Here is a 14,367-nt window from a genome sequence, read left to right as displayed (position 1 = left end):
TTCGAGTGTAGACGGGCTGTGCGCGAGGGAAGGGCGGAGCGAGGTATTTAATCTGCCATATAAACAAAACCCCCGGCCTGGGCCGGGGGTTCTGGTGTCACTCGTCGAGGAAGGAGCGCAGATGCTCGCTTCGCGTCGGGTGGCGCAGCTTGCGCAGCGCCTTGGCTTCGATCTGACGGATCCGCTCGCGGGTCACGTCAAACTGTTTGCCGACTTCTTCGAGCGTGTGGTCGGTGTTCATGTCGATACCGAAACGCATGCGCAGTACCTTGGCTTCACGGGCAGTTAGGCCGGACAGTACTTCGCGAGTCGCTTCTTTCAGGCTCTCGACAGTGGCGACATCGATTGGCGACTGCATGGTCGAGTCTTCGATGAAGTCACCCAGATGAGAGTCTTCGTCATCACCGATCGGGGTCTCCATGGAGATTGGCTCTTTGGCGATCTTCAATACCTTGCGGATCTTGTCCTCAGGCATCTCCATGCGCTCACCCAGCTCTTCCGGGGTCGGTTCACGACCCATTTCCTGCAGCATCTGCCGGGAAATACGGTTGAGCTTGTTGATCGTCTCGATCATGTGCACCGGAATACGGATGGTGCGGGCCTGGTCGGCGATCGAGCGAGTGATCGCCTGACGGATCCACCAGGTGGCATATGTCGAGAACTTGTAACCACGACGGTATTCGAACTTGTCCACCGCTTTCATCAGGCCGATGTTGCCTTCCTGGATCAGATCGAGGAATTGCAGGCCACGGTTGGTGTACTTCTTGGCGATGGAGATCACCAGACGCAGGTTCGCTTCAACCATCTCTTTCTTCGCGCGGCGGGCTTTCGCCTCACCGATCGACATGCGACGGTTGATGTCCTTGATCTCGGCGATGGTCAGACCGGTCTCGGTTTCCAGCGCGGTCAGCTTCTGCTGGCAACGGATGATGTCCGGTTGCACACGGCCGATGGCTTCGGCGTACTTGCTCTTGCCTTTGGCCAGGGCGTCGGACCAGCTTTCGTCGACTTCGTTGCCCGGGAACTGGCGCAGGAAGTCGGCACGCGGCATACGTGCATCACGTACGCACAGCTGCATGATCGCGCGCTCTTGCTGACGCAGACGATCCAGGGCACTGCGAACACGCTCGACCAGGGCTTCGAATTGCTTCGGCACCAGTTTGATCGGCATGAACAGATCAGCCAGGGCCAGCAACTCGGCAACCGCTGCCTTGTTGTGACGACCGTGCTTTTTCAGTGCCTTGCGGGTGATTTCCATCTGGTCGGCCACGGCGCCGAAACGCTGGGCAGCAATGACCGGATCCGGACCGCTTTCGGCTTCTTCTTCGTCATCGGAAGCTTCGGCGTCATCGTCCTCGGAATCGTCGTCCGCTTTCGCGGCTTTCGCGTCGATTGGCGGTGGCACTTCGGCAGCCGGCGGCGTAATGCCGTCGTCCGGGTCGATGTAACCGCTCAGAACGTCGGACAGGCGACCGCCTTCGGTGGTGACCCGAGTGTACTCGGAGAGAATATGGTCAACCGTGCCGGGGAAGTGCGCGATTGCGCTCATCACCTCACGGATGCCCTCTTCGATACGCTTGGCGATTTCGATTTCGCCTTCACGAGTCAGAAGCTCGACCGTACCCATTTCACGCATGTACATGCGCACTGGGTCAGTGGTGCGACCGATATCGGTCTCGACCGCTGCCAACGCGGCGGCTGCTTCTTCCGCAGCGGCCTCGTCGGTATCGGCGTCGGCCAACATAAGGGCGTCCGCATCCGGAGCACTCTCGTGTACGGGGATCCCCATGTCGTTAATCATGCGGATGATGTCTTCCACCTGCTCCGGATCTGAAATATCCTCGGGCAGGTGGTCGTTGACCTCGGCGTAAGTCAGATACTTCTGCTCACGACCCAGTTTGATCAACTCAATAATACGAGACTGCTGTTGCGCTTTTCCGGACATAACACCCTATCCACTGAAGGTCTTGGCGGGCAAAAAACAAGCCGAGGATTATACCTGAGCTATGACCTCACGCGCCAGTTGAGGTCGGGTTTGATGCAGGAACATCCCGTTTGAGCAATTCGAGCAGCAAAGATTTTTCTTCGGCGCTCAGATCGCTTTGACGTGATTTCCTGAGAAGTTGTTCCAGCTTTCGCTCGCGCTGGCGGGCTGACAAGCTAGTTATGGTGTCGAAAAACTGTTGTTCAAGGTTTTCTCCGTTGATCAACCACTCCTTTTCTGCCAGGCGGGTCAGCAATCGACCTTGTTCGGTGCCATGCCATCGCGAGATCAACTGAAAAGAGTTTAGCTGAGGATTCTTTTGCACGGCTTCCAGTGAAGCCACCAGCAGCTGAGTGTTGGTATTGTCTTCGTCCGCAAAATGGCTGGCCGTCTCGACCTTCAGCGCCAGTTGCGGGTGATGGATCACTGTTCGCAGGGCGGCCATGATCGGTGGCTCGACGGGGGCCGGCACTCTAGGGGCGCGCGGTTGATCGCGATCGCCGCCACGCTTGCCGTTCTTGTCCCAGGGCTTTTTGTCCCATTTCTTGCCGCCGGCACCGGGCTTCTTCGGCGTCCACTCCTGCTGCGGCACATATATGTCCTGTGCCTGTGGCTGATGGTAGTCGCTGAAGTCCGGCATCGCGTCGTAATCGATGCCGGGGTCGTAGGCGGGCGGCGCTTCCTGCGGTGCGCTCTGGGCCAGTTGGCTGACGGTCTCGCTGCTCAGGCCGGTGATTTCGGTCAGGCGTTGACGCATCAGGATTCGCAGGTTGGCCCCTGGCACTTTATCGATCAGCGGTGCGGCAAGCGTCGCCATGTGCGCCTTGCCTTCGAGTGAGCGAGGGTCTGCCTCTTCGGTCAGTTGCTGGAAGAAATAGTCTGCCAATGGCTGTGCGTGCTGATTGATTCGTGCACGGAAGGCGTCGGTGCCTTCGGCGCGGATCAAGGTGTCCGGATCTTCGCCTTCGGGCAGGAACAGGAAGCGTGCGCGGCGACCGTCCTGCAGGCTGCTCAGTGTCGCTTCCAGTGCACGCCACGCGGCGTTGCGGCCGGCTTGGTCGCCGTCGAAGCAGAACAGCACGTTCGGTACGACGCGAAAAAGGCGCTTCAGATGCTCCTCGCTGGTGGCTGTGCCCAGGGTCGCGACGGCATTACGCAGGCCTTGCTGGGCCAGGGCGATGACGTCCATGTAGCCCTCGACGACGATGATTTCGTCGAGGTTGCGGTTGTTCTTGCGTGCTTCATAAAGGCCGTAGAGTTCCTGACCTTTATGGAATACCGGGGTTTCCGGTGAGTTCAGATATTTCGGCTTGTCGTCGCCGAGGACCCGACCGCCGAAGGCAATAATGCGCCCGCGAGTATCGCGGATCGGAAACATCACGCGATCGCGGAAGCGGTCATAGCGCTTGCCGGTTTCGGCGTTCTCGATCAGCAGGCCGGCGTCGATCATGGCTTTCTGTTGCAGGGTGTCGCTGCTCAGGTGCTTGAACAGATTGTCCCAGCCTGGCGGGGCGAAGCCGAGGCCGAAGTCCCGGGCAATTTCACCTGTCAGTCCGCGGCCCTTGAGGTAATCCACGGCAGCCTTGCGTGCCGGGTGGCTCTTGAGCGCCTGGCGGTAAAAGTCGGCAGCGGCAGTCAGCAGTGGATAAAGCGGCGAATCGGTCGGCTGTCGCGGTTTGTGCGAGCGGCCGCCTTCTTCGCGGGGTACTTCCATGCCGGCGGCTTTGGCCAGGTCCTCGACGGCCTGGGGGAAGTCCAGGTTGTCGTGGTCCATGAGAAAACCGAGCGCGTTACCGCCGGCGCCGCAACCGAAGCAGTAATAGAACTGCTTGTCGGGGCTCACGCTGAACGACGGGGTTTTCTCTTTATGGAACGGGCAGCAGGCGGTGTAGTTCTTGCCGGCCTTCTTCAGTTGCACGCGCGAGCTGACCACGTCGACGATGTCGGTGCGGTTCAGCAGGTCGTCAATGAAGCTCTGGGGAATCAGCCCGGCCATGGCGTTCTCGTCTGCGCTGTAATGGATCCGATGCGAAAGGCTGCCGGACGCGGGTCATTGAGTGATGCGCGCACGTGGGGCGGCTCGACCGGTGTCGTCTGCGTAATCGCTGTCGGGAAGTGTATCTGCCGAAAATCCACTGACGTTAGTACTCATCAGTCTTCGACTATTCGAAAATGTTGCGCTGAATCCGCTGACGGCCTGTAATCGGCCTCGGATAGCTCATGAAGCGGGCACGCAGCAGGTGCCTTGGGCTGATCGTCGTAAGAGGAATCAGTGGGTGTGCTCGTCAGTAGCCTTGAAAGGCTCGTCAGAAAAGACGTGCACCGCTGGCAAAAGAGCCAGGCCTGACGCGGTGAAGCGGGTTTGTCTCGGTCGCATCTGCGGCTTCGACGGTGAAGCATCAAGCGTTTTACGCAAATGCCATTAGCCCGGCTGAGGGCCGGGCTTGGCAGAAGCTTGCTACGATCGTCTGTGTATTAGTACAGACGAACGGCGCGGCGCTGTTCGCGCTGAACTTTCTTGGCGTGACGCTTAACAGCAGCAGCTGCCTTGCGCTTACGCTCAGAAGTTGGCTTCTCGTAAAATTCGCGGCTACGAACTTCAGCCAGTACACCGGCTTTTTCGCAGGAGCGCTTGAAACGACGCAGAGCTACGTCGAAGGGTTCGTTCTCTTTAACTTTGACGGCTGGCATCCAGAGCTACCTTCATTCATTACCGGGGTCAACATCCTCGCGGCAAAAGAGCACTTGAAGACGTCGGTTTTTAAGGGTTGCGGATGTTAACCCCTCATCGCTCGGAATGCAAAGCCTCTGATCGAAAACCGCTGGTCGGGGCATCACGCGGCGACTATTATGCGCGCCTTCGAATTCAGCCTAAACAAGGCGCAAACCCATGCTAGTACTGGGATTAGAAACTTCCTGCGACGAAACCGGCGTCGCTTTATACGACAGTGAACGCGGTCTGCTGGCCGACGCATTGTTCAGTCAGATCGACCTGCATCGCGTCTACGGCGGTGTGGTGCCGGAGCTGGCCTCGCGCGATCACGTCAAACGCATGCTGCCCTTGATCCGTCAGGTGTTGGCCGAGGCCGACTGCGTGCCGACCGAGATCGACGCCATCGCCTACACCGCGGGTCCTGGCCTGGTCGGTGCGTTGCTGGTGGGGGCTTCGTGCGCTCAGGCGCTGGCGTTTGCCTGGGGCATTCCGGCCCTCGGTGTGCACCACATGGAAGGCCACTTGCTGGCGCCGATGCTGGAGCCAAAGCCGCCGGAATTTCCGTTCGTCGCTTTGTTGGTCTCCGGTGGTCATACGCAGCTGGTTCAGGTCGATGGCATCGGCCAATACAGCCTGCTGGGCGAAACCCTCGATGACGCCGCAGGCGAAGCGTTCGACAAGACCGCGAAGATGATGGGCCTCAATTATCCGGGTGGGCCGGAAATCGCCAAATTGGCGGAGAAGGGTGTCGCAGGACGTTTCACCTTTCCGCGTCCGATGTGCGATCGCCCGGGCCTGGATTTCAGCTTCAGCGGCTTGAAGACCTTCGCCCTCAATACCTGGCAGCAGTGCGTCAGCGCCGGGGACGACAGCGAGCAAGCCCGTTGCGACATCGCGCTGGCGTTCCAACAGGCCGTGGTGGAGACTTTGACCATCAAGTGCAAGCGTGCGTTGAAGCAGGCCGGCATGAAGCGTCTGGTGATCGCCGGTGGCGTCAGCGCCAACAAGGCTTTGCGTGTATCGCTGGAGAAAATGCTCGGCGACATGAAGGGCGAGGTGTTCTATGCCCGTCCCGAGTTCTGCACCGACAACGGCGCAATGATTGCGTTTGCCGGTTGCCAGCGTCTGCAGGCCGGCCAGCAGGAAAGCCTGGCCATCAGTGTGCAGGCGCGCTGGCCGATGGAGCAGCTGTCGGCGCTGTGATGAGCGGCGCTCACGTGCGGTATTTAAAAATGCCGTTCGCGCCCGGCAAACAGGTCGCGTAGATTGCCCCGGTGGCGCCAGACGATCAGCAGCGTCAGCGTGCTCATCGGCAGCAACGCCTCCGGTTCCTGCCAGGCCAGTAATGGCAGGGTCAGGGGGGTGGCGATCAGCGCTGCCAGCGAGCTGGTGCGGGTCAGGTAGAACGTTAACAGCCAGGCGCACACGGCCAGTAGCGCGGCAGGCGGATACAGGCCCAGCAACATGCCGGCCGCCGTGGCAACGCCCTTGCCGCCGCGAAAACGGAAGTACAGCGGGAACAGGTGACCGATCACGGCGCAGACGCCGATCCAGGCCTGATCCTGTAGCGAGAGGCCCGCTGCCGAAGCGATCAGCACCGGCAGCAGGCCTTTGCACAGATCACCCAGCAGGGTCAGGATCGCGAGTTTGCGACCGGCCAGGCGCAGCATGTTGGTGGCACCGGCATTACCCGAGCCACTCATTCGCGGATCCGGATTTCCGGTCAGGCGGCTGAGCAAAATGGCGAAGGACAGCGAGCCGAGCAGGTAGGCGAGGATCGCCAGTAACCAAAACATGCTAACTATTCCGGGCGAGGACGCCCTGATTCTAACGGCGCATTGCGCCCTTGTCGTGCAGCGGAGAAAAGTGCTTGGACAGAGTGTTTATCGAGGGCCTGGAAGTCGACACCGTGATCGGTGCCTACGACTGGGAGCGCGGCATCCGACAGTGCCTGCGTCTTGATCTGAGCTTCGCCTGGGACAATCGCCCGGCTGCTACCGGTGACGACCTGACCCTGGCACTCGATTACGCCAGTGTTTCCACGCGGATCCAGGCCTTTGCCGAGCAGGCACAGTTCCAGTTGGTCGAGACCTTTGCCGAGCGTCTGGTCGAAGTGCTGATGGCCGAATTCAAGATCACCTGGGTGCGTCTGAAGCTGACCAAGCCTGGCGCAGTCCCGGCCGCCAAGGGTGGTGTCGGTGTGGAGATCGAGCGCGGATGTCGCTGACTCAGGTCTACCTCGGGCTCGGTAGCAATATCGAGCGCGAAACTCATTTGCGAGCCGGTCTGGATGCCCTGGCCGGTTTCTTGGTGGATATCCGCTGCTCGGCGGTGTTCGAAAGCCAGCCGGTAGGGATCAAGAGTGGCCCGTTCTTCAATTTCGTGGTGTCGGCCTACACCGATCTGCCGCTGATGGAGCTGGATCGACGGCTGAAATTCATCGAGGCGGATAACGGTCGTTATGCCCCGGATCGCAAGGGGCTGCCGCTGGATATCGACGTCTTGCTGTACGGCGAGCTGGCAGGCAATTTCGACGGGCTGATCCTGCCCCGGGCCGAGATTCTGAAAAATGCCTTTGTGCTGTGGCCACTTTCGCTGATTGCGCCGGATCGGGTGCACCCGGGTGTGGGAAAAAGCTTTGCCACGCTGTGGTCCGAGGCGCAGATCGATCAGGTGTTGGCACCAGTCGGATTTGAATGGCGCGGTATTCAGCTCACGCCTCCAGATCTGTTGAACTGACTGACGCCATCGCGACCGGTTCGCGATGGCGTCAGGTGTTCTCAGGACGACGCTGATTCCTTGTAAGCCTTCAACGCCTTGAGCCGTTCACGCTTGAGCGCTTCGCCCAGTTCCGGGCCCTTGAAACCTTTCTCCAGCAGCGGCTGTACCGCAACGCCCCGAGCAGCGCTGGCTGCACCGCGCAGGTAATCGGCCTGTGGATAACTGCGCTGCTCAAGTCCTTTGCGGCCTCGGGCATCCATCTCGCATGCGACGATAAATTCTTCGAAGCGCTGCGGTCGGCGATAAACATCAAAGCTCTGCAGCAATTCCAGCAAGGTCGAAGCCTTCAGCTCCAGGGCGCGATGGCCGTGGGTGTGATACTGGCCGACCAGCAGGGCCAGCTCCTGACAGTCCTTCGGTGCCTTGAAGCGTTCGTTGACCGCTTTGATCAGCTTCAGGCCCTTGTGCTCGTGGGCGATATGCCGCGGCCATTCCTCTTCCGGGGTCAGGCCCTTGCCGAGATCATGCAGCAGGCAGGCCCAGCGCACCGTCAATGGTTGCTGGTGCAGGGCGGCTTGCTCAAGCACGCTCAGTGTGTGAATGCCGCTGTCGATTTCCGGATGATGGACTTCCGGTTGCGGTACGCCGAAGAGGGCGTCGACCTCCGGCATCAGCACTTTCAGTGCGCCACAGTCACGCAGTACCTGAATGAACACCTGCGGCTGATTTTCCATCAGTGCGCGGGAAATCTCTTTCCAGCTGCGTTCAGCGGTCAGGGCCTCCAGTTCCCCGGATTCGCTGAGCTGGCGCATCAACTCAAGGGTCTCGGGGGCAACCTTGAAACCGAGTTCTGCGTAACGAGCCGCGAAGCGGGCAACACGCAAGACTCGCAGGGGATCTTCGGCGAACGCGGGGGAAACGTGACGCAGGATCCGGTCTTCGAGATCACGCTGGCCATGATAGGGGTCGGTCAGGTTTTGCTGATCGTCCTCGGCCATGGCGTTGATCGTGAGGTCGCGACGGATCAGGTCTTCTTCAAGCGTGACCTCGGGGCTGGCGTGAAAGGTGAACCCGCCGTAACCCCGACCGCTCTTGCGCTCGGTGCGGGCGAGGGCGTACTCCTCGCCGCTTTTCGGGTGAAGAAACACAGGGAAATCCGCGCCTACCGGGCGAAACCCCGTGGCGAGCATTTCTTCTGCGGTGGCGCCGACCACGACCCAATCGATATCGGTGACCGGTTTGCCCAGCAGGCGATCACGTACCGCGCCGCCAACCTTGTAAATCTGCATAAAAAACCTCCGTTGGCCCGACAGGATAACCGTTGCGCCGGACTTTCGGAGGTCAGAACGGGATCAAAGATGAATGACGGCCAGATCGAGCCGACCGTAATCTCCCTCGCCGTGTTCGCTGCGGGGCGGCACATGGTGGGTTTTCATGATCTGGTCGCCCTGCAGGGTTTCCAGATGAATGTCGAAACCCCATAGCCGGTGCAGGTGCTTGAGTACCTCTTCGGTGGAGTCGCCCAACGGTTTGCGGTCGTGCTGCTGGTGACGCAGGGTCAGTGAGCGGTCGCCACGCCGGTCGATGCTGTAGATCTGCACGTTCGGTTCACGGTTGCCGAGGTTGTACTGCGCAGCCAGGGTCTCGCGGATGATCCGATAGCCGCCCTCGTCATGAATGGCAGGCACCAACAGATCGTCCTTCTGGTCGTCATCGAGGATGCTGAACAGTTTCAGGTCGCGGATCACCTTGGGTGACAGGTACTGCAGGATGAAACTCTCATCCTTGAAGCTGCTCATGGCGAACTTGATGGTCGACAGCCAGTCGGTGCCGGCAATTTCCGGGAACCAGCGACGGTCTTCTTCCGTTGGTTCTTCGCACATGCGCCGGATGTCGCGGTACATGGCAAAACCCAGTGCGTAAGGGTTGATGCCGTTGTAGTAGGGGCTGTCGAAACCTGGCTGGAACACCACGCTGGTATGAGACGTCAGGAACTCCATCATGAAACCGTCGGTGACCAGACCCTCGTCGTACAGGTCGTTCATCAACGTGTAGTGCCAGAAGGTTGCCCAGCCCTCGTTCATCACCTGGGTCTGGCGTTGTGGATAGAAATACTGGGCGATCTTGCGCACGATCCGCACGATTTCCCGCTGCCAGGGCTCCAGCAATGGCGCGTGTTTCTCGATGAAGTACAGGATGTTTTCCTGTGGCTCAGCCGGGAAGCGCGCGTTGTCCTTGTCGCTGTATTTGTCCGCGCCTTTGGGGATGGTTCGCCACAGGTCGTTGATCTGCTTCTGCAGATGCTCTTCGCGATCCTTCTGCCGGCGCCGTTCTTCCTCGGCGGAAATCGGGTACGGACGTTTGTAGCGGTCGACGCCGTAGTTCATCAAGGCATGGCAGGAGTCGAGCAGGTCCTCGACCGCGTCGATACCATGGCGCTCCTCGCATTGCATGATGTACTGCTTGGCGAACACCAGGTAGTCGATGATCGAGCTGGCATCGGTCCAGGTGCGGAACAGGTAGTTGCCCTTGAAGAAGCTGTTGTGGCCATAGCAGGCATGGGCCACCACCAGTGCCTGCATGCAGATGGTGTTCTCTTCCATCAGATACGCGATGCACGGGTCGGAGTTGATCACGATCTCGTAGGCCAGCCCCATCTGCCCGCGACTGTAGGATTTCTCGGTGCTGAGGAAGTGTTTGCCGTAGGACCAGTGGTGATAGCCCAGCGGCATGCCGACCGAGGCGTAGGCGTCCATCATCTGTTCGGCGGTGATCACTTCAATCTGGTTGGGATAAGTGTCCAGGGCGTACCGGGCCGCAATACGGGCAATTTCGCGGTCGTAGGTCTGGATCAGCTCGAATGTCCATTCGGAGCCGGTGGAAATGGGTTGGCGCTTCTGCTCTTTGGCGGTCATGTCACTAACCTGCGCTGGAAGAGTTCACGGAAGACCGGATAGATATCTCCGGCCGAGACCAGCTGCTGCTGGGCAAAAGTGTCGGAAAAGGCTTCGGCGATGCGTTCGTACTCGTACCACAGGGCCTGATGTTCGCGCGGGGTGATCTCAACGTAAGTGTAGTACTGCACGAACGGCATGATCTGGTTGATCAGGATGTCGCGGCAGATCGGCGAGTCATCGTTCCAGTTGTCCCCGTCGGAGGCCTGGGCGGCGTAGATGTTCCATTCGTTGCTCGGGTAGCGCTCGGCCATGATCTCCTGCATCAGTTTCAGGGCGCTGGAGACAATGGTGCCGCCGGTCTCGCGGGAATAGAAAAACTCTTCCTCGTCCACTTCCCGGGCGCTGGTGTGGTGACGGATGAACACGACGTCGATCTTGTCGTAGTTCCGCTTCAGGAACAGGTACAACAGGATGAAAAAGCGCTTGGCGATGTCCTTGGTCGCCTGGGTCATGGAGCCGGAAACGTCCATCAGGCAGAACATCACGGCTTTGGAGCTGGGGTTGGGTTGCTTGATCAGCAGGTTGTACTTGAGGTCGAAGGTGTCGAGGAAGGGCACGCGATGAATGCGCGCGCTGAGCTTCTCGATTTCCGCTTCCAGGTTCTGAATATCGCCGAAATTATCCGGTTCTTCGCGTTTCAGGCGTGCCAGCTCTTCCTTGGCCTCGCGCAGCTTGGCGCGGCTGCTGCCGGACAGCGCGATCCGCCGGGCATGGGCCGAGCGCAGGGTGCGGATGATATTGATCCGGGACGGGTTGCCCTCGTTGCTGATCCCGGCGCGAACAGTCTTGAAGGTATCGGTACCGGTCAGGTTGCGTTTGACCAGATTGGGCAGTTCGAGGTCCTCGAACATGAATTCGAGGAATTCTTCCTGGGTGATCTGGAAGACGAATTCGTCCATGCCTTCGCCGGAATTACCGGCCTTGCCCGGACCACGGCCTCCACCGCCTCCCGGTGGACGGGCGATGTGTTCGCCTGCGGTGAATTCCTTGTTGCCGGGGTGCACCACGGTCTGCTTGCCGCCGCGGCCGTGGTGAAGCACCGGTTCGTCGATGTCGCGACCGGGGATACTGATTTGCTCGCCGTGCTCCATGTCGGTGATGGAGCGCCGGCTGACCGCCTCTTCGACAGCCTTCTTGATGTGGTCACGGTAACGCCGCAGGAAGCGCTGACGGTTCACCGTGCTCTTGTTCTTGCCATTGAGACGTCGGTCGATCACATAGCTCATGACTGCTCCTTAGAAGCTGTCCTGCAAAGGGGCGAGCGGTCATGCAGCGTGAACCGAATGCCAAGGGACGCACACGCTCCCCCAAGCGCTTTGGGTGCTGCCTGAACCTCGCTACCGCCTTTCGAACACCTTCCAGAGGCCTGTGTAGCAGAAAATGTGCACACAAGCCTCGGGCTGACGACAACCGGTCTGACCGGCCGCGGTTTACTGTGATTTTCTGACCCGCAGATACCACTCGGAGAGCAGTCGTACCTGTTTGTCGGTGTAGCCGCGTTCGACCATTCGTGTAACGAAGTCGTTGTGTTTCTGCTGATCCTCTTTGCTGGCCTTGGCATTGAAGCTGATGACTGGCAGCAGATCCTCGGTGTTCGAGAACATTTTCTTCTCGATGACCACCCGCAGTTTTTCGTAGCTGAGCCAGGTCGGGTTCTTGCCGTTGTTGTTGGCCCGGGCGCGCAGTACGAAGTTGACGATTTCGTTGCGGAAATCCTTCGGATTGCTGATGCCGGCCGGTTTCTCGATTTTTTCCAGTTCCTCGTTGAGGGCGACGCGGTTGAGGATTTCGCCGGTTTCCGGATCGCGGTATTCCTGATCCTGAATCCAGAAGTCTGCATACAGCACATAGCGGTCGAAGATGTTCTGGCCGTACTCGCTGTAAGACTCGAGGTAGGCGGTCTGGATCTCCTTGCCGATGAATTCGATATAACGCGGCGCCAAGTATTCCTTCAGGTAGCGTAGATAGCGCTCGCGGGTTTCGGCCTGGAACTGTTCCTGTTCGATCTGCTGTTCCAGCACATAGAGCAGGTGCACCGGGTTGGCAGCGATTTCATGCGGATCGAAGTTGAAGACCTTCGACAGGATCTTGAACGCAAACCGGGTCGACAGACCGTTCATGCCCTCATCGACGCCCGCTGCATCGCGGTATTCCTGGATCGACTTGGCCTTCGGATCGGTGTCCTTGAGGTTTTCGCCGTCATACACGCGCATCTTGGAGTAGATATTGGAGTTTTCCGGCTCTTTCAGGCGCGACAGTACGGTGAACTGCGCCAGCATCTTCAGGGTATCCGGCGCGCAATGCGCCTTGGACAGGGAGCTGTTGAACAGCAGCTTGTCGTAGATCTTCACCTCGTCACTGACCCGCAGGCAGTAGGGCACCTTGACGATGTAGATCCGGTCGATGAAGGCTTCGTTGTTCTTGTTGTTGCGGAAGGTGTGCCACTCCGATTCGTTGGAGTGGGCCAGCAGGATCCCGGTGAACGGAATCGCGCCGAGGCCTTCGGTACTGTTGTAGTTGCCTTCCTGAGTGGCGGTCAGCAAAGGGTGCAGCACCTTGATCGGTGCCTTGAACATCTCGACGAACTCCATCAGGCCCTGGTTGGCCCGGCACAGCGCACCGGAATAGCTGTAGGCATCGGCGTCGTTCTGTGGGAATTCCTCCAGCTTGCGGATATCGACCTTGCCCACCAGCGCGGAGATGTCCTGGTTGTTCTCGTCCCCCGGTTCGGTCTTGGCCACGGCGATCTGATTGAGGATCGACGGGTACAGCTTGACCACGCGGAACTGGCTGATGTCGCCGCCGAATTCGGCCAGACGCTTGGTGGCCCATGGCGACATGATGGTGTTCAGGTAGCGGCGGGGAATTCCGAAGTCCTCTTCGAGGATCGCGCCATCTTCGGTGGCGTTGAACAGACCCAGAGGGGATTCGAATACCGGTGAGCCCTTGATGGCATAGAAGGGCACTTTTTCCATGAGCTGTTTCAGCTTCTCGGCCAGGGACGATTTACCGCCACCGACGGGACCGAGCAGGTAGAGGATCTGTTTCTTCTCCTCGAGGCCCTGAGCGGCATGGCGGAAATACGACACGATCTGGTCGATGCATTCTTCCATCCCGTGGAAGTCTTCAAAGGCCGGATAGCGGCGGATCACCTTGTTGGAAAAAATTCGCGACAGCCTCGAATTGGTCGAAGTGTCGAGCAGCTCCGGTTCGCCGATAGCCATCAACAGACGCTCGGCGGCGGAAACGTAGGCGCTGCGATCCTTTTTGCACAGTTCCAGGTATTCCTGCAGCGAGAATTCTTCCTGGCGTGTGGACTCGAAGCGTTGTTGGAAGTGGCTAAAGATACTCATGACGTCACCTCGCTCGATACGTGGAGCCGACGCCGGATCACTCAGTCGATGCTGGCAAGCAGCCGCGGTGGCAGCTGTTGTTTACCCCCCAGAACCCTTCCGCGATCGACAACCGCGAAAGTCACTCCCGATGACCCGTGCGCCGGTGTACCGGCTCTCCCCTGTTTTGGATGGCCTGGGCTTAAGGATAGTTGGGAATTCGGGAGGTAAAGGCGAGATACGTAATTAGTTGTGGCAGACCGTTCGTCTGCCACCGCGCGAGCCCACGGGAGCCGGGGCTTGCACGTTACAAAAAAATTATTCGGAGGTGCCTTGCGCGGTTTCCGAAGGAAAAGTCGTACGCCACAGCTCGAAGCCCCCGTCCATGCTGTAGACGTCGGAAAAGCCCTGGCTGACGAGATACGCCGCGGCACCCTGGCTCGAATTGCCGTGGTAGCAGACCACAACGGTCGGAGCGTCGAGGTCGGCGCCCTGGATGAAGGCGTGCAGGGAATGATTGTCCAGATGCTTCGAGCCGCTGATGTGCAGCGCCGCGAATGTGGCTGGGTCACGGACGTCGACGACCACGGCACCTTGCTCGCGCAGGGCCTGGGCCTGTTCCGGGGGGATTCGTTTGAATTCGCTCATGGCGGGTTCCTG

12 protein-coding genes are annotated in these 14,367 nt (G+C 59.4%); 3 read left to right on the top strand and 9 right to left on the bottom strand.

Translation table 11 applies throughout. From position 1 onward, the window contains the following. Nucleotides 1-97 precede the first annotated feature (97 nt). The 3 genes from rpoD to rpsU all read right to left on the bottom strand — a co-directional run bounded on the left by rpoD (nt 98) and on the right by rpsU (nt 4,675). Nucleotides 98-1,945, bottom strand: coding sequence for an RNA polymerase sigma factor RpoD (rpoD, locus tag NH234_RS27195; protein ID WP_085709208.1), 1,848 nt, complete (start codon nt 1,943-1,945; stop codon nt 98-100). Nucleotides 1,946-2,012: 67 nt separating this feature from the next. Further along, complete coding sequence (dnaG, locus tag NH234_RS27190) at nt 2,013-3,980, bottom strand: DNA primase (RefSeq protein ID WP_085731700.1); 1,968 nt, start codon at nt 3,978-3,980, stop codon at nt 2,013-2,015. A 479-nt stretch (nt 3,981-4,459) separates the two neighbouring features. Then, complete coding sequence (gene rpsU / locus NH234_RS27185; RefSeq protein WP_002551877.1) at nt 4,460-4,675, bottom strand: 30S ribosomal protein S21; 216 nt, start codon at nt 4,673-4,675, stop codon at nt 4,460-4,462. Nucleotides 4,676-4,874: 199 nt separating this feature from the next. Here rpsU and tsaD point away from each other — a divergent pair, with 199 nt between their 5' ends. Continuing rightward, nucleotides 4,875-5,900: a tRNA (adenosine(37)-N6)-threonylcarbamoyltransferase complex transferase subunit TsaD gene (tsaD, locus tag NH234_RS27180; protein WP_085731701.1), complete on the top strand. Its 1,026-nt coding sequence runs from the start codon at nt 4,875-4,877 to the stop codon at nt 5,898-5,900. A gap of 23 nt (nt 5,901-5,923) precedes the next feature. On the opposite strand, the gene plsY is transcribed toward tsaD, so the two are convergent. Continuing rightward, a complete protein-coding gene (plsY, locus tag NH234_RS27175) occupies nt 5,924-6,493 on the bottom strand; it encodes a glycerol-3-phosphate 1-O-acyltransferase PlsY (RefSeq protein ID WP_085709211.1) in 570 nt (189 codons plus the stop codon). A 74-nt stretch (nt 6,494-6,567) separates the two neighbouring features. Here plsY and folB point away from each other — a divergent pair, with 74 nt between their 5' ends. Together folB and folK are read left to right on the top strand one after the other, a co-directional pair. Next, nucleotides 6,568-6,924 (top strand): dihydroneopterin aldolase, encoded by a 357-nt coding sequence (gene folB / locus NH234_RS27170; RefSeq protein ID WP_085731702.1) that lies wholly within the window; start codon nt 6,568-6,570, stop codon nt 6,922-6,924. Further along, nucleotides 6,915-7,436, top strand: a complete 522-nt coding sequence (gene folK / locus NH234_RS27165) for a 2-amino-4-hydroxy-6-hydroxymethyldihydropteridine diphosphokinase (protein ID WP_085709213.1) — start codon at nt 6,915-6,917, stop codon at nt 7,434-7,436. The genes folB and folK overlap by 10 nt, the downstream gene beginning before the upstream one ends. A 41-nt stretch (nt 7,437-7,477) precedes the next feature. On the opposite strand, the gene NH234_RS27160 is transcribed toward folK, so the two are convergent. From NH234_RS27160 to glpE, 5 genes are all read right to left on the bottom strand, one after another. After that, a complete protein-coding gene (locus tag NH234_RS27160) occupies nt 7,478-8,707 on the bottom strand; it encodes a multifunctional CCA addition/repair protein (RefSeq protein WP_367254907.1) in 1,230 nt (409 codons plus the stop codon). Between the two features lie 63 nt (nt 8,708-8,770). Next, a complete protein-coding gene (locus NH234_RS27155; RefSeq protein WP_085731704.1) occupies nt 8,771-10,333 on the bottom strand; it encodes a SpoVR family protein in 1,563 nt (520 codons plus the stop codon). Next, a complete protein-coding gene (locus tag NH234_RS27150; RefSeq protein ID WP_085709216.1) occupies nt 10,330-11,601 on the bottom strand; it encodes a YeaH/YhbH family protein in 1,272 nt (423 codons plus the stop codon). The genes NH234_RS27155 and NH234_RS27150 overlap by 4 nt, the downstream gene beginning before the upstream one ends. Nucleotides 11,602-11,805: 204 nt before the next feature. Then, on the bottom strand, nt 11,806-13,728 hold the full coding sequence (locus NH234_RS27145; RefSeq protein WP_064599839.1) for a PrkA family serine protein kinase: 1,923 nt from the start codon (nt 13,726-13,728) through the stop codon (nt 11,806-11,808). 297 nt (nt 13,729-14,025) lie between these two features. Further along, on the bottom strand, nt 14,026-14,355 hold the full coding sequence (glpE, locus tag NH234_RS27140) for a thiosulfate sulfurtransferase GlpE (protein ID WP_007959911.1): 330 nt from the start codon (nt 14,353-14,355) through the stop codon (nt 14,026-14,028). Between the last annotated feature and the right edge of the window lie 12 nt (nt 14,356-14,367).

The sequence above is a fragment of the Pseudomonas sp. stari2 genome, from assembly GCF_040760005.1.
Classification (GTDB): domain Bacteria; phylum Pseudomonadota; class Gammaproteobacteria; order Pseudomonadales; family Pseudomonadaceae; genus Aquipseudomonas.
Note: the sequence above shows the minus strand (reverse complement) of the source record. Positions and strands in the feature narration are given on the sequence as shown.